The organism is Pseudoalteromonas piscicida (assembly GCF_000238315.3).
In the GTDB taxonomy this organism is placed as follows: domain Bacteria; phylum Pseudomonadota; class Gammaproteobacteria; order Enterobacterales; family Alteromonadaceae; genus Pseudoalteromonas; species Pseudoalteromonas piscicida.
The window spans coordinates 3,594,678-3,614,527 of the sequence record NZ_CP011924.1; the positions used below are offsets into that span (position 1 = coordinate 3,594,678).

General features: G+C 45.0%; 15 protein-coding genes. 11 read left to right on the forward strand and 4 right to left on the reverse strand.

What is annotated here, in order from left to right:
• The first annotated feature begins 123 nt into the window (after nucleotides 1–123).
• The 9 genes from ilvG to can all read left to right on the forward strand — a co-directional run bounded on the left by ilvG (nucleotide 124) and on the right by can (nucleotide 10,020).
• A complete protein-coding gene (ilvG, locus tag PPIS_RS16425) occupies nucleotides 124–1,785 on the forward strand; it encodes an acetolactate synthase 2 catalytic subunit (RefSeq protein ID WP_010376332.1) in 1,662 nt (553 codons plus the stop codon).
• Nucleotides 1,782–2,024 carry an acetolactate synthase 2 small subunit gene (gene ilvM / locus PPIS_RS16430; protein WP_010376329.1) on the forward strand — a complete coding sequence of 81 codons (243 nt, stop codon included), beginning with the start codon at nucleotides 1,782–1,784 and terminating at the stop codon, nucleotides 2,022–2,024. The genes ilvG and ilvM overlap by 4 nt, the downstream gene beginning before the upstream one ends.
• Nucleotides 2,025–2,044: 20 nt before the next feature.
• The gene (locus tag PPIS_RS16435) at nucleotides 2,045–2,968 is read left to right on the forward strand and encodes a branched-chain amino acid transaminase (RefSeq protein WP_010376327.1); all 924 of its coding nucleotides are present in this window, start codon (nucleotides 2,045–2,047) and stop codon (nucleotides 2,966–2,968) included.
• Nucleotides 2,969–3,060: 92 nt separating this feature from the next.
• Nucleotides 3,061–4,917 (forward strand): dihydroxy-acid dehydratase, encoded by a 1,857-nt coding sequence (gene ilvD / locus PPIS_RS16440; RefSeq protein WP_010376325.1) that lies wholly within the window; start codon nucleotides 3,061–3,063, stop codon nucleotides 4,915–4,917.
• A 2-nt stretch (nucleotides 4,918–4,919) separates the two neighbouring features.
• The gene (ilvA, locus tag PPIS_RS16445; protein WP_010376322.1) at nucleotides 4,920–6,461 is read left to right on the forward strand and encodes a threonine ammonia-lyase, biosynthetic; all 1,542 of its coding nucleotides are present in this window, start codon (nucleotides 4,920–4,922) and stop codon (nucleotides 6,459–6,461) included.
• A gap of 57 nt (nucleotides 6,462–6,518) precedes the next feature.
• On the forward strand, nucleotides 6,519–6,953 hold the full coding sequence (locus PPIS_RS16450) for a hypothetical protein (RefSeq protein ID WP_010376320.1): 435 nt from the start codon (nucleotides 6,519–6,521) through the stop codon (nucleotides 6,951–6,953).
• Between the two features lie 122 nt (nucleotides 6,954–7,075).
• Nucleotides 7,076–8,128 (forward strand): ABC transporter substrate-binding protein, encoded by a 1,053-nt coding sequence (locus PPIS_RS16455; protein WP_010376318.1) that lies wholly within the window; start codon nucleotides 7,076–7,078, stop codon nucleotides 8,126–8,128.
• A gap of 27 nt (nucleotides 8,129–8,155) precedes the next feature.
• A complete protein-coding gene (locus tag PPIS_RS16460) occupies nucleotides 8,156–9,352 on the forward strand; it encodes a methyltransferase (protein ID WP_010376316.1) in 1,197 nt (398 codons plus the stop codon).
• A complete protein-coding gene (gene can, locus PPIS_RS16465) occupies nucleotides 9,352–10,020 on the forward strand; it encodes a carbonate dehydratase (RefSeq protein ID WP_010376314.1) in 669 nt (222 codons plus the stop codon). Before PPIS_RS16460 ends, can begins: the two co-directional genes overlap by 1 nt.
• Before the next feature lie 66 nt (nucleotides 10,021–10,086).
• On the opposite strand, the gene ubiK is transcribed toward can, so the two are convergent.
• Entirely contained in the window at nucleotides 10,087–10,356 is a 270-nt protein-coding gene (gene ubiK, locus PPIS_RS16470; protein ID WP_010376312.1) for a ubiquinone biosynthesis accessory factor UbiK, read from the reverse strand.
• A 194-nt stretch (nucleotides 10,357–10,550) separates the two neighbouring features.
• Here ubiK and rep point away from each other — a divergent pair, with 194 nt between their 5' ends.
• The gene (rep, locus tag PPIS_RS16475) at nucleotides 10,551–12,566 is read left to right on the forward strand and encodes a DNA helicase Rep (RefSeq protein ID WP_010376310.1); all 2,016 of its coding nucleotides are present in this window, start codon (nucleotides 10,551–10,553) and stop codon (nucleotides 12,564–12,566) included.
• Here rep and PPIS_RS16480 read toward each other — a convergent pair.
• From PPIS_RS16480 to elbB, 3 genes are all read right to left on the reverse strand, one after another.
• Nucleotides 12,552–15,122: a sensor domain-containing diguanylate cyclase gene (locus PPIS_RS16480; protein ID WP_010376309.1), complete on the reverse strand. Its 2,571-nt coding sequence runs from the start codon at nucleotides 15,120–15,122 to the stop codon at nucleotides 12,552–12,554. The two genes, rep and PPIS_RS16480, sit on opposite strands and share 15 nt — an antisense overlap.
• A 221-nt stretch (nucleotides 15,123–15,343) precedes the next feature.
• Nucleotides 15,344–15,736 carry a c-type cytochrome gene (locus tag PPIS_RS16485; protein ID WP_010376308.1) on the reverse strand — a complete coding sequence of 131 codons (393 nt, stop codon included), beginning with the start codon at nucleotides 15,734–15,736 and terminating at the stop codon, nucleotides 15,344–15,346.
• Nucleotides 15,737–15,980: 244 nt separating this feature from the next.
• Nucleotides 15,981–16,631, reverse strand: a complete 651-nt coding sequence (gene elbB, locus PPIS_RS16490; RefSeq protein ID WP_010376307.1) for an isoprenoid biosynthesis glyoxalase ElbB — start codon at nucleotides 16,629–16,631, stop codon at nucleotides 15,981–15,983.
• Between the two features lie 432 nt (nucleotides 16,632–17,063).
• Between elbB and polA the strand changes: the two genes are divergently transcribed.
• Nucleotides 17,064–19,820: a DNA polymerase I gene (gene polA / locus PPIS_RS16495; RefSeq protein WP_010376306.1), complete on the forward strand. Its 2,757-nt coding sequence runs from the start codon at nucleotides 17,064–17,066 to the stop codon at nucleotides 19,818–19,820.
• The last annotated feature ends 30 nt before the right edge of the window (nucleotides 19,821–19,850 follow it).

Genomic DNA, 19,850 nt, shown 5'->3' on the forward strand with positions numbered 1-19,850 from the left:
TTATTATTACCGCGGGGGCTGGTTAGTGCTGTAAGAAAAGTATCAGCATAAACGCCCCCCGCACCAAAAGGTTCGGGGGGCGTTTTCGTTTTAGGGCATAAAAAAGGCAACTGAGAGCAGATCATGAGCAATCCAACAACCGGCGCACAACTTGTTATCAAGGTGCTAGAAGAGCAAGGCGTTAAACACGTATTTGGTTACCCAGGTGGTGCCATCATGCCCATTTGTGACGCTTTGTATGGCGCGCCAGTTAAGCATTATTTGACTCGTCATGAGCAAGGTGCTGGTTTTGCTGCTGTTGGGTATGCTCGCAGTACAGGTAAGCTTGGGGTTTGTTTCGCCACTTCTGGACCCGGCGCGACGAATCTTATCACCGCACTTGCTGATGCCATGATGGATTCAGTTCCGCTATTGGCTATCACTGGGCAAGTGCCGACCGCTGCTATCGGTTCGGATGCCTTTCAAGAGGTGGATGTACTGGGCATGTCTCTGTCATGTACCAAGCACAGCTACATGGTTGAGCGAGCGGAAGACTTGGCTGAGGTATTACAAGAAGCCATGTACTTAGCGCAGTCTGGCCGACCCGGTCCTGTGTTGGTCGATATTCCTAAAGATATCCAGTTAGCTAAAGTACCTTTTCATCCTTTTGCTGCGCCACAAGACGAACAGCCGAAGGTTTCGCAAACTGAAGTAGCAAAAGCCAATCAATTATTATGTGATGCTAAACGACCTGTTGCCTACATTGGTGGTGGCGTGCAAAGCGCCGATGCGCAGTCACAGCTGATGCAATTTTTAGAAAAGACCCATATGCCGGCCGTATCGACGCTAAAAGCTTTGGGCAGCGTAACCCCAGATTATGATTATGACTTAGGAATGCTCGGTATGCACGGTACTCAAGCGGCGAATCTGGCGGTTCAGCAATGCGACTTGCTGGTATGTATCGGGGCGCGATTTGATGACCGTGTTACGGGGAATTTGGCAAAGTTTGCTGCAGGGGCGAAGGTGATCCATTTAGATATCGACCCTGCAGAAGTGGGCAAACGTAAACCCGCAGCCGCTTCGCTTATTGCAGATTTAAAACAGTCATTGCCGCAACTTGAATGTGTGGTTACGAATAGCGAATGGTTAGAAACCATCGAAGCACTGCAACGTCAACATGCATGGCGTTATGACTATCCTGGCGAAAAAGTATTTGCACCGTATTTGTTAAATCAACTGAGCCAAAAGCTACCCAATACAGCGGTAGTGTGCTGCGATGTAGGCCAACATCAAATGTGGGTGGCCCAGCACATGAAATTCAGTCATCCAAGCAATCACTTAAGTAGTGGCGGTGCAGGCACGATGGGATTTGGCTTACCAGCTGCAATTGGTGCACAGATAGCACGTCCAGATAACACAGTGATCACGGTATCTGGCGATGGCTCCATCATGATGAATATTCAAGAGTTGGCAACCATCCGCCGTAATAACCTGCCAGTTAAAATATTAATATTAGACAACCAAAGGCTGGGTATGGTGAGACAGTGGCAGCAACTCTTTTTTGACGGTCGTTACAGTGAAACCGACCTGTCAGACAATCCAGATTTTGTCTCTTTGGCTGCCGTGTTCGGTATTCCTGGGCAGACAATTACTCATGCAAACCAAGTAGATGACGCCGTTGACGCCATAGTGAATGCGCAAGGGCCCTATATTTTACATGCTTGTATCGACGATAAAGAAAACGTATGGCCGCTTGTTCCACCTGGTGCTGCCAATGATGAAATGATGACGGAGAGCCTTTCATGAAACACCATTTAACCGTTGCAGTAAAACAACAGAGCATCGCAGTGGAGCGCTTTTTACGCGTAGCCAGACATCGCGGATTTCGCTTAACGAATTTGGAATTACAAGGTCAAGATGACTTATTCCACGTCAAAATGACCGTAGATAGTGACAAACCTATCTATTTATTAACCTCACAACTGAGTAAGCTAGTAGAAGTGCAAGCGGTTGACTTGCATACACTACAGAAACAGGCAATATAGAAGAATTAAGGTAGTTAACAATGACACAAACATCAGAAGTAATTTGGCATAACGGTGAAATGGTTCCTTATTTTCAAGCGACCACCCATGTGCTTAGTCATGCTTTACATTATGGCAGCTCAGTTTTTGAAGGGATCCGTGCTTACGATACGCCAAATGGCCCAGCTGTTTTCCGCTTAACCGATCATATTCAACGCCTCTTTGATTCCGCGAAGATCTACCGTATGGAAATTCCTTTTACCAAAGAGGAAGTAATCGCAGCGTGTAAAGAGACAATCCGCGCAAATGACTTTACCAATGCTTACCTTCGTCCATTTGCATTTTTGGGTCATGTAGGTCTTGGTTTAAACCCGAAATCGCACCGTGCAGACATGACAGTCGCTGCGATGGAATGGGGTGCATACCTTGGTGAAGAAGGCTTAGCGCAAGGTGTTGATGTGTGTGTTTCTTCTTGGAGCCGCCTTGCACCAAATACCATGCCTACCGCGGCTAAAGCGGGTGGTAACTATTTATCTTCACAGCTTATTTCAGGTGAGGCGAAGCGTAATGGTTATGTTGAAGGGATCGCACTTGATGTTAATGGTTACCTAAGCGAAGGTGCTGGTGAGAACTTATTTGTTGTGAAAAAAGGTGTGCTTTATACCCCGCCAACCACAGCTTGTATTCTACCTGGTCTTACGCGCGACACTATCATTCATTTGGCAAAAAAACGCGGTTATGAAGTACGTGAAGAGCCAATTGCTCGCGAAGCGCTTTATCTTGCTGATGAGTTCTTTATGGTTGGTACCGCAGCGGAAGTAGTACCTGTTCGCAGCGTAGACAAGATTACCGTGGGTAATGGTGGTAGAGGTCCAATTACGGAAGAGTTACAGCAGGCCTATTTCGCTTTGGTTAAAGGTCAAGCTGATGACGAAAATGGCTGGTTAGAATACGTAAACGATTAATTTTATTGGAATCGGGGCCAAGCGTCCCGAACAAAAGCGCATTGTAAATTGTGGGAATGAGGAGCTCGGCAAAGCCGAGAAAAAGGTGAAGCATGGCTAAATTACGGAGCAAGACAACTACAGAGGGCAGACAACGCGCGGGTGCTCGTGCATTGTGGCGAGCAACGGGAATGACGGACAGTGATTTCCATAAACCGATCGTTGCGGTCGTGAATTCATATACCCAATTTGTTCCGGGTCATGTTCACCTCAATCAACTTAGCGCATTAATGGCTGATGCGATAACAGAAGCAGGCGGCGTACCCCGTGAATTTAATACCATTGCTATTGATGATGGTATCGCCATGGGCCACGGCGGCATGCTTTACTCGCTTCCGTCTCGAGACTTAATTGCAGATTCGGTAGAGTACATGGTTAATGCTCATTGTGCTGATGCCATGGTCTGCATTTCTAACTGCGACAAAATCACCCCAGGCATGCTACTTGCTGCACTGCGGTTGAATATTCCGGTGATCTTTGTTTCCGGCGGCCCGATGGAAGCGGGAAAAACTCGCTTAGCGGATATCGATCTGAAATTGGATCTTGTCGACGCTATGGTGAAAGGCGCAGATCCAACTGTGAGTGATGAAGATTCTGAGCAAGTTGAGCGCTCTGCCTGTCCTACTTGTGGTTCGTGTTCAGGTATGTTTACTGCCAACTCCATGAACTGTCTACTAGAAGCGCTGGGCTTAGCGTTGCCTGGAAATGGTACGACACTTGCGACACACAAAGACCGCCAACAGCTGTATTTGGGCGCAGCAAATCGTATCATGGCTTTGTGCGACGAATACTATGGTAAAGATAACGAGCAAGTGCTGCCACGCAACATTGCTAACCAAGCCGCGTTTATGAACGCCATGACATTAGATATCGCGATGGGCGGTTCATCTAATACCGTGCTGCATTTATTGGCGGCAGCGCAAGAAGGCTTTGTCGATTTTGATATGAATGACATAGACCGCTTATCTCGCAGCACACCATTTTTATGTAAGGTTGCTCCGGCAACACAGCAGTATCACATTGAAGACGTTCACCGTGCTGGCGGCATTATGGCCATCCTCAATGAGCTGGCCAGAGGCAATAAATTGGACTTGTCGGTGGGGCACGTTGCTGGCGGAAATCTAGGTGAAGTTATTGCACGTTGGAATGCTGCAGACCGTGATAACGAACGGGCACAAACTTTCTATCGCGCGGGGCCTGCTGGGATCCGCACTACCCAAGCTATGAGCCAAGAGTATCGCTGGGATGAGCTTGATTTAGACCGTGAAGGCGGCTGTATTCGCTCCATCAAGCATGCCTTTAGGCAAGATGGCGGCCTTGCAGTATTGAAAGGTAACTTAGCGCCTGATGGTTGTATCGTGAAAAGTGCCGGGGTGGCCGATGAAATGCTGCGCTTTACAGGGCCTGCTGTAGTATTTGAATCTCAAGACGATGCCGTCGAGGGGATACTGGGTGGCCAAGTTAAGAAAGGTGATGTAGTGATCATTCGCTACGAAGGACCTAAAGGTGGTCCGGGTATGCAAGAAATGCTGTATCCAACTAGCTATCTTAAATCGATGGGGCTAGATAAAGACTGCGCTTTACTTACCGATGGTCGTTTTTCCGGCGGTACTTCTGGACTTTCTATTGGCCATGCGTCTCCAGAGGCTGCCAGTGGTGGCAATCTGGCGCTGGTTGAAAACGGCGATGTTGTCGCTATCGACATCTATAACCGCAGTATTGACGTTAAACTGGACGACACCGAGTTGGCGCTGCGCCATGAAAAGCAACTCGCTCGTGGTAAAGAAGCGTACAAACCAGTTAACAGAGAACGTTATGTGAGTCCCGCGCTAAAAGCCTATGCACTGTTAGCCACGAGTGCAGACAAAGGCGCGGTACGTGACTTACAAAAACTAGAGGAGTTAGGCTAGCGATGGTTTCCCAAGAGCTTGATTACTTTAGAGCCATTATTCAGGCGAATGTGGCACCGCTCGTTGAGGTAACGCAAGTGAATCAACTAGAGCAAATGTCAGCCCAGCTTGGTAACCAAATTTGGCTGAAAAGAGAGGACCAACAGCCGGTCTATTCTTTCAAATTGCGTGGTGCGTATAACAAGCTACGTCAGTTACCGAAAGGATCGCGGGTGTATACCGCTTCTGCGGGTAATCATGCTCAAGGGGTTGCACTAAGTGCAACGCATCTAGGTCAGCACGCTACCATTGTAATGCCTGTGACTACGCCAGAGATCAAGGTCAACGCGGTTCGTAAGCTCGGTGGTGAAGTGATCTTACACGGCCATCACTTTGATGCGGCAAAGCAGTACGCGCTAGATCTTTGTGAAGCGCAAAATGGTGTTTTTGTCCCACCATTTGATGATAAAGATGTGATCATCGGCCAAGGTACGGTGGCGCGAGAGTTAATTCAGCAACTTGATGAACTAGACGTCGTATTTATTCCCGTAGGAGGAGGTGGTTTGCTTGCGGGAATGGCGGTGTATTTGAAGTCACTTCGCCCTGATATCCGTGTTATTGGGGTAGAAGCTGAGGACAGCGCATGCCTTAAAGCCGCGTTAGAAGCCGGAAAACCCGTGGAGCTTGAGCGAGTCGGTGGTTTTGCGGATGGTGTAGCGGTGAAGCTTATTGGCACTGAAACTTTTCGATTAGCACAAAAGTTTTGTGATGAAGTCGTGACGGTTAATGCCGATGAAATTTGTGCGGCGGTTCAAGATATTTTTGTGGAGACGAGAGCAACTGCAGAGCCTTCCGGCGCGTTATCAACCGCGGGTTTGAAGAAGTGGCTCACGCAAACGGGTGAAAAGGGGCTGAGTGTTGCGGCTATCTTGTCAGGCGCTAATTTAAACTTCGATCGGTTGAGATATATCGCCGAAAGAGCGGCGCTAGGTGCTAAACATGAAGCATTGCTCGGGGTGACTATTCCAGAGGAAAAAGGCAGCTTTAAGCGTTTTTGTCACTCTCTTGGTGGCCGAGCGATCACTGAGTTTAACTATCGCTATGCCGGCTGTGGCGAAGCGCAAATTTTTGTTGGTGTTGGGCTTAGAAATGGCCAGCAAGAGCTAACTGAGTTAACCGCTTCATTGCATCAAAACGGCTACCTGTTTGATGACTTATCAGATAACGAACTGGCAAAGTTACATGTGCGATATATGGTAGGCGGCAAACCGCCGAGCGTCATGAATGAACGTTTATTGCGGTTTGAATTTCCTGAATATCCAGGCGCATTAGCACGCTTTTTAGACATGCTCGGCTGTAATTGGAATATTACTTTATTTCATTATCGCAATCACGGTGCGGCACAAGGCAATGTGTTAGCCGCTTTTGAAGTTGAGCCCAGTGATTATGAGCGCTTTGATGAACATCTTGCAAAGTTAGCGTATCAGTTTCAAGAAGAAACAGATAACCCGTGTTTTACACGCTTTTTGCATGGCGAGCAGTTAGCAAAGCAAAAGGCTGGATAATAAGTACTGAATTAGGTACGCTGGTCATGAAAGTATCTAATTTTATCAGTGGATTACATGATTAGAAAAAGAAAAAACAAGGACATCTTCATAACGTTAGTTACAAGGCTTGTATTACTTGCGGGCTTATATTTTGGTGCGAGTGCACTTTGGCCAGATCTGATCGAACACACACTTTTCTTGCCAATTGCGTTTGCAATTACAGTGATATCGGTCGTACTCCAAGGTGATATCGGTACCAACAGACGCCCAGAGCAAATGTTATTAAAAGAGGGCGAGAAGTTAATGCTCATCTACGGGGCAAATAAAATTATGATGCCAATAGCGCAAGTTGAGTCTGTTACTATTGATGATAATTACCTTGGGATCATCGAGAAGAATAATGGTAATGGCTATGACATTATGTGCAAAGGCAGTCAAGAGCAGATCTATCATCACCTAAAGAACATGCTAGGTACACATATAGAGAATTGCAAAGTACAACTGCTCTGAACCTTAGTCAGTTAAAGTAGTACTTAACTCACTGACATATTCAATACTTATCCAAACTTAATGGCAGCCTGAGCACCGTAAACTATAGTTAGCTATTATCAGTTGAAAAACGCAAGGATACGATGTTTCATTACTATGCTGCGTTATTACTATTCTTGTTTAGCATGCAGGTTGCCGCTCTTGAAAAAGTCACATTACAGTTAAAGTGGACGCATCAATTTCAGTTTGCTGGCTACTATATGGCAAAAGAAAAGGGGTTCTATCAAGAAGAAGGATTAGACGTTCATATTCTTCCTGCCGATCCCCATAATCCTAACGTTGATTTTCGCGTGCTATACGGGCAAGCACAGTTCGGTGTGTTTCACTCCGGTCTACTGAAACAAAGGCTCAACGGTAAGCCCTTTGTGGCGCTTGCTGCGATACTACAGTCTTCTCCTTATTGTTGGATGGTAAGAGCCGACAGTGATATTTATGTTCCCCGTGATTTTCAGGGGAAACGCCTCAGTCATTTAGGACACACAGAAAACGGTGAGTTGCTCATGATGTTGCAACGTGCAGGCGTCAATACACAAAATATGCGCTTGTATTCAGGCAGTGAGCCACTGAAAGACTTTATCGCGGGTAAATTTGATGCGATGCAAGTTTATAGCACCAATGAGCCCTATACCGTGCAGCAAAGCGGTCTATCAACCCGTGAAATTTGCCCTAAGCAGTTTGGTTTAAACGTTTATGCTGACGTGCTCTTTACTACGGAAAGCGTACTAGAAAACCGTCCTGAGCTTGTTAAACGTTTTCGTCGTGCGAGTCTTAAAGGTTGGCGATACGCTATGTTACATCTAGAAGAAACCTTAGCGATAACTAAACAGCAATACGCTACCCAAAAACCCCTAGAACAGCTCGCATTTGAGGCAGAGAAGTTAAGGGAGTTCATCAAGGTGGCTAATATTCCAATTGGAACAATGTCAACGGCAAAATGGCAATGGATAGCACAGCTATATCACTTAGATGTGAGTCAGTTTCATGAACACAAAGCGCGCTTTATTTATTCAGAAGTGAAGAATGAACAACCTAAGCTATCTTGGGTGTTGATTATTGCAGCGATTTTGACATTGGTTTGTATCCCAATGTATATCCACTTAATTTTTTCTCGTAAATATCATCAACAATTACGCTAGAATAAGGGTATTGTTTCTCTGACAACTGTGGCCATTGTGGAACCGAGCAAACGCTTTCAACTTCTAGATAAATTATTATTCGATACCCGACAATATTGGCAAGTCGTTGCTTTTGAGCATCTCACTATTCCTTGGCCACAACTGCAATCTGAATTACTGCGGTTAAGCGACGATGCAGTATCAACATTAGACAGTGACACTGATGCCCTTTTTACTTTTTTTAGTCGCTATATTCCCGAACTTGAACAACTTACGGTCTTAAGTGCTTTACCGCAAAAAGTGGGCCGTAGAGATGAGTTACCATTTTGGCTGAGTAATGGCATAAAAGGACGTAAATTAGAGCAACTTCAAGACTTTGTTGCCGCAGTAAACGAAACCAAAGCATCGGTACTAGAGTGGTGCGCAGGTAAAGGTCATTTAGGCCGATTGCTTTCTTATCATGGCGCGCCTGAAGTGAACAGTATTGAGCTTCAAGCGGATCTGTGTCGACAAGGAGAGGAAAGTGCGAAGCGGCAAAATCTAAACTTGCATTTTCATTGTGCCGACGTGCTGAAAGATGACATACACCACCACTTCGTTGAGAATCGCCATGGTATTGCACTGCATGCATGTGGTGAATTACATCGTGTATTTATGCACCAAGCGGTGGCGAATGGCATGAAAAAGCTATCGCTCTCCCCGTGCTGCTATCACTTATTTACACCACCTGATTATCAAGCCATGAGTGTTGAAGCACAGCAGAGTCAGCTCAATTTGTCTCATCACGATATGAAGTTAGCGCTGCAAGAGACAGTTACAGCACCCGGGAGAGTGGCACAAGTACGTAAAAAAGAGGTGAGTTGGCGCTTAGGGTTTGATGCGCTGCGCAGAGAACTTACCGCAGATAAATATTACGTGAGTGTGCCTTCGGTCAATAAGGCTATTTTTTCTGGGTCGTTTAGTGAATTCTGTTATTGGGCAGCTGAGCAGAAGCAGCTTGCCCTGCCTGATGGAATTGATTTTGACCAATATGAACGTATTGGGCGTGAACGAAAACAAGTAACGGACAGAATTGAGCTAGTACGACACGTGTTTCGTCGTGCGATTGAGATCTGGTTGGTCCTGGATAGGGTTTTATATCTGCAAGCAGCTGGGTATGATGTCACCCTTAGTACTTTTTGCGAAAAGTCACTCACCCCAAGGAATATTTTGATACAGGCTGAACGTCAGTCGGAGAACCATTAATGTGTAAAACGAGCCCAAGTCCGCTGAGTCACTTACTCGATAATAATAAACAGTGGGCAGATCGCACCAATGCCAGTGATCCTGAGTTTTTCAAAAAACTGTCGCAACAACAGAATCCAGATTATTTATGGATTGGCTGCTCTGACTCTCGTGTGCCTGCCAACGAGATTGTTGATTTAATGCCTGGAGAATTGTTTGTTCACCGCAATGTTGCCAATGTCGTGGTGCATACTGATCACAACTGTTTGTCGGTCATGCAGTATGCGGTTGAGGTGCTCAAAGTGGATCACATCATGGTGGTCGGTCACTACGGTTGTGGTGGAGTGCAAGCCGTACTCGATAACGCTAAGTTTGGTCTGATCGATAACTGGCTACGTCATGTCGCTGATGTGAAAGAGAAACACCAAGCGATTATTGAACAAGTGAGCAAAGAAAAGCAGTGTGCGGCGCTTTGTGAGCTAAATGTGGTTGAACAGGTGCGCAACGTGTGTCAGAGCAATATTGTTCAAGATGCTTGGCAGCGAGGTCAAACTTTGACGGTACACGGGTGGGTCTATGGTCTAGCTGATGGTCTCTTGAATGAGGTGGTGAACGCCGTAGAAGATATGGAGCAACTGTCGCTTTGCTATGAAAAGTCTCTGCTTGGCGTGAACCAGCGCTATTGCTAGGGTCAACATAGTTTAGAGATTGCGTGCGCCACAAGCGCACGCTTTACTTTCCAAAGCTTTGGTTGCTTATTCCTGCGAGTCGGATGCTTGGCTGGCAAGTTGTGCTTCTAACTGCGCCACTTTTTCTTCAAGTTCAACCAATTTTTCACGTGTACGGATCAGCACTTTGCTTTGAATATCAAACTCTTCTCTGCTAACAAAATCCATTTCTGATAATTTGCTCTGGATCGCCTGTTTCGTTCTTGCTTCAAATGTTTCAGCAAGATTCTTTACGCCCTGTGGCATGTTACTGGAAATTTGCTTAGCAATTTCTTCAATTTTGGCTGGATTAATCATCTTCTTACCTTAGCTTGCGAGTCAGTATACACAGTCCATCTTACCTTATGCGCCGCAGACGGAAAAGGTTCGCTTCATAGTTTTACATGGATACGGTAAACTAGCGAGCTTAGTTTATAAGAATTCCTCAACCCCTCAGCACTGACAGTTGTTGCCAACATTGTGCCAAGCGAGAAGATAACCGGATTAGTTGCATGAAGCTCAACCCAAAACAAGACGAAGCGGTAAAATATATCAGTGGTCCATGCCTTGTATTGGCTGGGGCGGGCTCAGGTAAAACCCGGGTTATTACCAATAAAATTGCCTACCTAGTGCAGCAGTGTGAATACAAAGCCAAAAATATCGCAGCGGTCACCTTTACCAACAAAGCGGCGAAAGAAATGCGTGAACGGGTGGCACAAACTTTGGGCAAGCAAGAAGCTAAGGGTTTATGGGTGTCGACATTCCATACATTAGGGCTGGAAATCATCAAAAAAGAGGTCAAGACCTTGGGTTATAAACCCGGCTTTTCTTTGTTTGATGATCAAGACACCAATCAGTTGTTAAGTGAACTCACTGAAAAAGAGCTTGAGCGTGATAAAGACTTACTCAACTTGCTAAAAATGCAGATTGGTAACTGGAAGAATGAGCTTATTTTGCCAGAGCGTGCTATTCGAGAGGCGCGAGAGCCACAAAAAGCGCTATTCGCTCAGCTTTATTCGCGTTATCAAACACAGCTGCGTGCTTACAATGCTTTAGACTTTGATGATCTTATTATGATCCCAACTTTGCTTTTGAATCAGTCGGTTGATGTGAGAGAGCGCTGGCAGCAACGATTCCGCTATTTGCTGGTGGATGAGTATCAAGATACCAATACCAGCCAGTATCAGTTAGTGAAACTGCTCGTTGGTGAGCGCGCACGTTTTACTGTGGTTGGTGACGATGATCAGTCTATCTATTCATGGCGTGGCGCTAAACCGCAAAACTTAGTGCTGTTGAGCAAAGACTTTCCGGGCCTAAGACTTATCAAGTTGGAACAAAACTACCGTAGTGCAGGTCGGATCCTAAAAGCCGCGAATATTCTTATCGCCAACAATCCCCATGAATTTGATAAACAACTGTTCAGTGAGCTGGGGTATGGCGACCCGATCCGTGTGATAGCGACTCGTGACGAAGAGCATGAAGCGGAGCGTGTGGTCGCGGAGATCATTTCACACAAGTTTATGAAACGTACCAGCTATCGCGACTATGCATTGCTCTATCGCGGTAATCATCAAGCTCGAGTGTTTGAAAAGGCACTCATGACCAACCGTATTCCATACAAAATCAGTGGCGGTATGTCGTTCTTTGCACGCAGTGAAATCAAAGACATCATGGCTTATTTACGATTCTTAGTGAACCAAGATGATGACAACGCATTTTTACGTATCGTCAATACCCCACGACGCGAGATTGGCCCGGTGACACTAGAAAAGCTAGGTAGCTTTGCCAACGAGCGCCATATCAGTCTATTTGCGGCGTGTTTTGAGTCAGAGCTCTCAGATCGCTTGGCGGGTCGTGGCTTAAATGCATTGATGGGATTTGCGCGCTGGGTGGTTGAGCTTTCCGACCGAGCAACCCGCGGAGATACCTTGGAAGCGGTAAAAGATATGATCCGTGAAATTAATTACGAAGCGTATCTGTACGAGTCATCTCCCAGTGCAAAAGCTGCGGAAATGCGGATGAAAAACGTATCAGAATTATACCGTTGGATAAGTGATATGCTCACGGGAGATGCTGATAACCCCGCCATGACACTGCCAGAAGTGGTAAGCAAACTCACATTAAGAGATATGCTTGAGCGCAATGAAGAGGAAGATGACTCAGATGCAGTACAGTTATTAACGCTGCATGCGTCCAAAGGTTTGGAATATCCACACGTATTTATGGTGGGGATGGAAGAAGGCTTACTACCTCACCAAACGAGTATTGATGAAGATAATGTCGAAGAGGAAAGGCGTTTGGCCTACGTTGGTATAACTCGAGCTCAGCAAACCTTAACATTGACTTATACCAAAAGTCGTCGTCAATTTGGTGAGCAGATCACCCCAGAGCTGAGTCGCTTTGTACAAGAATTGCCGCAAGATGATTTACAAATTGAAGGGAAAAAGCCTGTGGCGACACAGGCAGAACGAATGGAAAAAGGTAAGTCTAACGTTGCGAATTTACGGGCAATGCTAAGACGGGACTGATTCGTTATCAAAACTCTGGATAAAGGCTACACGTTCGTTGCCCTTATCCAGCATTTGCTGTTTGCCAAAAAAAAGCTGCAAGCCATGCTTTTCCAGCAAGCTTCTAAAGTTTAAAATCGCAGGACCCCGGGCGATGACCTTAATACTCTTCACCTTAGTAACGGCTAAAATACCTTGTAATTGAACCTCATAACTCGTTTGCTGTAAGACGCGTTTACTAAACGTCGAGCTTAATAAGATATAGGTAAAGTCAACTTGGCTGATTAGGGTTAGATCGCAGCGATCTTTACCAAAATTATTCAAGCCAATAGGGATCCCCATATCGGCTAGGGCTCTGAGATTTAATACCTGTTGACTAGAAGCAAAGCGAATTTCGCTTTCTTCGAAGAGCAAACAAAGTGGTTTGTCTTGCCGCTTAAGCTGCTGCTTTAGCGCGTCAAAATGTGCGCTTTCTAGTAACATTGCAGAGCAGCCAAATAGCATATCTTCATCGCGGCTAAGGGCAATTTCTTGCGCTTTGTTAAGTAGGTGCAATTCAATTTCAAGCAGTTGAGATTTTTCTGCGGCAAACTTTTTCAGAATATCAAAACTGGTGCTGCCTAACACTGGATGCTCGCCAAAGGCTTCCAAAAAGCCAATTGGTTGGGCGTTATCAGACCAGTTCACGATTTCAGTACAGCGGAAGTGGGTAGGGAGCTTATCTAAGTGATGCTGCTCTTGCTGCTTTTGAGCATTTGAGCTTGCGGTTAGCAATGGATGATAAAATTCATAGCGACCACGGCCAGCGTTTTTAGCATAGTACATTGCCGCATCGGCATCTCTGATGATTTCATCGGTGTTACGGTATAGCTTATTACTGTAGGTGATCCCTATGCTGGCACCGCTTTGCATGCATACCCCCTTCAAACAGAAAGGTTGCTGCATGACTTTGATAATGCGCTTGGCGACATCTTCCGCTTGCTGACGATCGGTTAGGTGATCAAGTAAGATCACGAATTCATCACCAGCAAGTCGAGCTAATAAATCGTGTTCACGAATACACTCTAAGAATGACTGTGCCACCCACACCAAAAACTGATCACCAGCTTGGTGACCTAATTCATCATTAATGTCTTTAAACTTATCTAAGTCGATAAACAGAACGGCAAAATTATCTTCGGGATAACGATGATGTTTCTTTAGCGTCTTTTCGAGCTGAGTTAAAAACAAACTACGGTTTGGAAGACCCGTGAGTGAATCATGATGAGCATCATGATAAAGCTGTTGCTCAATCTTTTTGCGTTCTTCCATCTGCATTTGCAGGTGTAAATTGGCTTGCTGTAACTCTTTGGTTTTTTCCGCAACTCGATGTTCTAGCTGCTGGTGACTGATCTTAAGTGCTTGGTTCGCTAGATGCGTTTGTAGTACAGAGGCAATCTGATTAGATACAAAAGAGATCAGCTCTACATCATCATAATTAAACTCGTGTTTGTGCTCATAAGCCTGACATGCGATCAGGCCGATGACGCCAGTAGCGGTTTTTAATGGTGCACCAAGCCAGCTGGTTGCTGCAAGCTTGTGGTTATAGCCTGCTGGGCGCTCTACTGTTCCCTCTAGTGCTAAGGATTTGGCGCGGGTACTGTCTATTAACTGGCTTTGCTCAGTACGAATGACCAGCTCACTATACCCTTTTGCAAATGGGCGAGGGTTATAATTGGTTTTTTCATCAACGCTATACGGGAAGGTAAGCCAATTCGTCTCTTTATCGTAAAGCGCTATGTAGAGGTTGTCGGCAAAAGTAATAGAACGAATAATGTCGTGAACTTGTTGGTAAACATCGTCAATATCGGAGAACTGGGTTGCTAATTCAGAAATCTTGAATAAGATTTGCTGTCTTTCTAGCGCACGCTTGCGGTTTTCTATCTCTTTATTAAGTGCTTCATTACTTTGCATTAGTGCCCGCGTGCGAATTTTCACTTCAGACTCTAGTAACTCACGCTTTTTAACGCGTTCAATTGCTGTGGCCAGATACAGTGACATGACTTCAAGCAACTCAACTTGATGATCGCTGTAGGATTGCTCTGCTTCGTAGCTTTGCGATACCATCACGCCAATAATTGCGCCGTCGCGATAGATAGGTACACCCACCCAATGCTCTGCTTGACTGCCCATTATCTTAAACTCGCCAGCATTGGCTCGCGATAGCATGTCATCTTTGGTGAGATAAACGGTTTCGCCGGTTTTAAATACAAAGCCAGTCACACCATCTTTAAAGTGATGTGCTTCATGAAGTGGGACAGAAATACCGTCTTTTTCATCAACAAAATACGATAGCTCAAGCGCTTGAGTAAAGCGATTTTGCAGGACAACATAAAAGCTTTTGCTGGGTAAATATTGAGATAGAATATTGTGGATTGCGGGATACAACAGGGTAAGCTCAGCAACAGTACTAGCCTGTTCTGATAACTGAATTAATGTGTATTGAAGTTGAGACTTTCTTTTATACTTTTTGAGTAAAGACTCTAATCTGGCGGTTCGCCGAGATAGTCTCCTAACCTGCTGTTGTGGCTCTTCCAATGACGAAACCAGTTCTTATTGTTGTTTAATTATTGAGCTTAATAGTTTCACTTTTAGCCGAGACGGTCAAGTGTAAATTTCTCATTCCTGTTCGCTTTATAAAGCGATATCAAACCAGTGTTAATCACGGCTTTGATGACACTATATTGAGACGAAAATGCAGCGATAAACGCTGCACTGTCCAATAAGTCTTTCTACCCTAAATACAGAAGTTGAAATACTTATTTACTTGTCATGAAATCGATTGCTGCTGCAATCTCATCATCCGAGCAGTTCATACAAGTACCGCGAGGAGGCATTGCATTGAAGCCATTGATCGCATGATCTAGTAATACGTCTTTACCTTTCGCTAGGCGCGGTGCCCAATCGTCGGCTGTTTTTGGTGCACCTAATGCGCCGGTGCCGTGACAAGCGAAACATGCCGCTTGATAAACCTGCTCACCTGAACGAGGTCCAGATGGCTCGGCTTCTGCTGCACTTTCAGCACCAGCTAAATATACTGAGCCGATAGGCTGAAGACGTTTCTTAATCGCTTCTTCAGTTAAAGAATTGTCGTATGGTTGCGCAACTGCGGCTGTTGATAGCAATAAAAGTGCTGCTGAAAGTTTTTTCATTTACCTTGCTCACTTCGTTTGAACGTGTTCAATCACGATAATGGATGACGGAATTATTGGGATTATAACGTCACCTGTTCATTTATAAAACGTAAACTTGAGTATAAATGGTTAAAACCATTAATTTATTGCGTTAGGGCAAGCTTTTTTGCCTAAATTTGCAATAACGTTAGGCCGAAACGTGAGTCACTCGGCGCTAACGCTTTCTTCTACTAATACAAGGAAAAGCCTGTATCGATCGCTTTTAGGCCATTTCGATTAACTTCGTCACCGCCTTCTCGATGCCTGTCGCGGCTTCAAGAATGGATGACGCCAGCATATATGCCGGTGTACTAATCACTTTTTCATTGTCATCAACGACGATCTCGGTCACTTCACAATCCACGTGCTTTGCACCAAGCGTATTAATTGCCGCTGCGGTATCAACATCATTGCCTATGGTCGCGAGCGTACCCGGTGTATGGATATGGGCGATGAGTGCTGGCGCAATACATAAGTAAGCAATAGGCTTTTGCTGGTGATTGAACTCACGACATACGCGCTTTACACTTTCGAGAATCGTAGAGTCTGCGCCTTTAAAGGCAAAATCAGACAGATTCTTTGCTACGCCAAAACCTCCTGGTAATACCACAGCATCGAATTCGTCAGCACTTAATGTTTCCAGATCTGCAATTTCTCCGCGTGCAATGCGGGCGGCTTCAATAAGAACATTACGACGTTCATCTTGTTCTTCACCGGTGATGTGATTGATCACATGGAATTGATCAATATTAGGTGCAAAGCACTGATAGCTTGCCCCTGCTTTTTCAAGATTGAGTAGTGTTAATACTGACTCGTGGATCTCGGCACCGTCGAATACTCCACAGCCACTTAAAATTACCGCTACTTTTTTCATTCATTTCTCCCTTCAATGTCACATCATGCGCGCTATATGCATAAAAAGAATTATGCACGAATTAAAAAATTATAAAGGATCTTCTATGATCTTTGATCAATTGTGTTAGTATACTCCTCCGCTTGAGAAAATCAGGCTATTTTTTACTCACCCAGTTTGTTAAGCGTGACTAAAAAAATTCTTTATCCACAAAGCGGTAAAGATAATAACAATAAAAAAGGCACAAAAAACGCAAGTAAATCAAAGTTTTAGTTTGCACTCTGACTTTTAAAACAAAGTTCCGGAGCGATTTTTCGTGTTTGTCTACAAAGTTATCCACAGGTGCAGCACGATTTATCTAAATGATGAGATAACGCGAAACTCGTTTTATCTTGTGCCTTGTGGCATCCTTACATTCTACTCCACAAAAGACTAATTTAGGATCCAATATTTATGTCTCAGATCCCTCAAAATCCGTTGATCTTGGTTGATGGTTCTTCCTATTTATTTCGTGCTTATCATGCGCCACCACATTTAACAAATTCAAAAGGTGAAGCAACTGGTGCGATCTACGGTGTGATCAATATGCTTAAGAGTTTGCTTAAGCAATATCAACCAAGTCATATGGTAGTAGTCTTTGACGCTAAAGGGCCGACTTTTCGCAACGAAATGTATAGCGAATATAAAGCGCATCGCCCACCTATGCCGGATGATCTGAGAACGCAAATTGAGCCGATCCACGAAATAATTAAAGCAATGGGCCTACCACTGGTAAGTATAAGTGGTGTTGAGGCTGATGACGTGATCGGTACATTCTCTAAAATAGCGTCAGAGCAAAGTCGCCATGTGCTAATCAGCACTGGTGATAAGGATATGGCGCAATTGGTCAATGAACATGTCACGTTGATCAACACAATGACGAATACGATCTTAGACCCTGAAGGGGTAGTGGATAAATTTGGTATTGGTCCTGACTTGATCATCGACTATCTCGCGTTAATGGGAGATAAGGTCGATAATATTCCGGGCGTACCTGGTGTTGGTGAAAAAACGGCATTGGCGATGCTTCAGGGGTTAGGCTCTATTGATTCGCTCTACGAAAACTTAGACAAAATTGCTGATTTAGGTTTTCGTGGCTCAAAAACCATGGCGAAAAAACTAGAGGAACACCAAGCGCAGCTAAAATTGTCATATGAATTAGCCACCATTAAGCTGGATTGTGAAGTAGAGCAAGACTTAGAGCAATTTAAGATAGCTGAGATGGACAAAGATCGCTTAATCGAGCTATATGGTCAGTGTGAATTTAAGCGTTGGTTAGCTGAATTGCTGGATGGTCAGTCACAAGCTGATATCGTTGATGTGGAGGCTGAAGGGTCGGCGCCTGCAGCGGCGCAGGTCGGCACCCAATACGAGACTATTTTGACAAAAGCACAGCTTGATGACTGGGTAACTAAGTTAAAAGCAGCCCAACTCATCGCTTTTGATACTGAAACCACCAGTGTTAACTATATGCAGGCGGATCTAGTAGGAATGAGCTTTGCGGTTGCACCGGGCGAAGCGGCTTACTTACCAATCAATCACGATTATGTGGGAGCGCCCGAGCAGCTTTCTCAAGATATGGTGTTTGAGATCATGGCACCACTACTTGCAGATCCTCAGATCAAAAAAGTGGGTCAAAATTTAAAATATGATCAAAGTGTGCTTGCTCGTGCAGGGCTTGAACTGCAGGGGATCGCTTTTGATACCATGTTGGAGTCTTACGTATTTAACAGTGTTGGAACTCGTCACGATATGGACTCCTTGGCGCTAAAATATTTAGGCCATAAAACCATTAGCTTTGAAGACATCGCTGGTAAAGGTAAGAACCAACTGACCTTTAACCAAATAGAGCTAGAAAAGGCGGCACCTTATGCCGCGGAAGACGCTGATATTACGCTGAGGTTACATCAACACCTTTGGCCGCTAATTGAAAAAGAAAATCGCCTTAAGCAAGTATTTACAGAAATTGAATTACCGCTGCTGAGTGTACTTTCTCGCATTGAACGCACTGGTGTGCACATCGATGGTGATATGCTCGCAAAGCAAAGTATTGAGATTGAAAAACGCTTAGGTGAGCTTGAACAACAGGCCTTTGAAATTGCAGGTGAGGAGTTCAACCTGAGTTCAACAAAGCAATTGCAAGCGATATTGTTCGACAAACTTGAGCTGCCAGTGATTAAGAAAACGCCAAAAGGCGCGCCTTCAACGGCTGAAGAAGTGCTACAAGAGTTGGCGCATGATTATCCACTGCCAAAACTTATTATTGAGCATCGTGGCTTAGCTAAGCTAAAATCAACCTATACCGATAAACTACCAAAATTGGTTAATGCGGATACTGGTCGTGTGCACACTTCTTATCATCAAGCCGTTACCGCAACGGGCCGTCTAAGCTCAAGCGATCCTAATTTGCAAAATATTCCGATCCGTAATGAAGCCGGACGTCATATTCGTCAGGCATTTGTTGCCGACAATAATAAACAAATCGTTGCGGCGGATTACAGCCAAATCGAGCTTAGGATCATGGCACATTTGTCACAAGACAAAGGGTTGTTGAGTGCCTTTGCTGAAGGTAAAGATGTACACAGTGCAACAGCGTCTGAAGTGTTTTCCGTGCCGCTTGAGGAAGTGACTTCTGATATGCGCCGAAAAGCCAAAGCGGTTAACTTTGGTCTGATCTATGGCATGAGTGCGTTTGGTCTGTCACGTCAGTTAGATATTCCAAGAAATGAAGCGCAACATTATATGGATATGTACTTTGAACGCTTCCCTGGTGTATTAGAGTATATGGAGCGTACGCGTGAAGAGGCTGCTGATAAAGGGTATGTAGAAACCTTATTCGGTCGCCGCTTGTATCTACCGGATATCAATGCGCGTAATGGCGCTCGCAGAAAAGCAGCAGAGCGTGCAGCCATCAATGCACCGATGCAGGGCACTGCGGCGGACATCATCAAAAAAGCGATGATTAAAGTGGATGAATGGCTACAAAGCTGTGATAGCAATGATATCCAGTTGCTCATGCAAGTGCACGATGAATTAGTGTTTGAAGTACACAGCGATAAAGTTGCTGAATACAGTGAAAAGATCTGCGAGCTGATGAGTGCAGCGGCAACACTTGATGTACCGTTATTAGTTGAAGCCGACAGTGGTGACAACTGGGAACAAGCGCACTAGTCAATATTAAAATCTACCCGAGTTGCACTA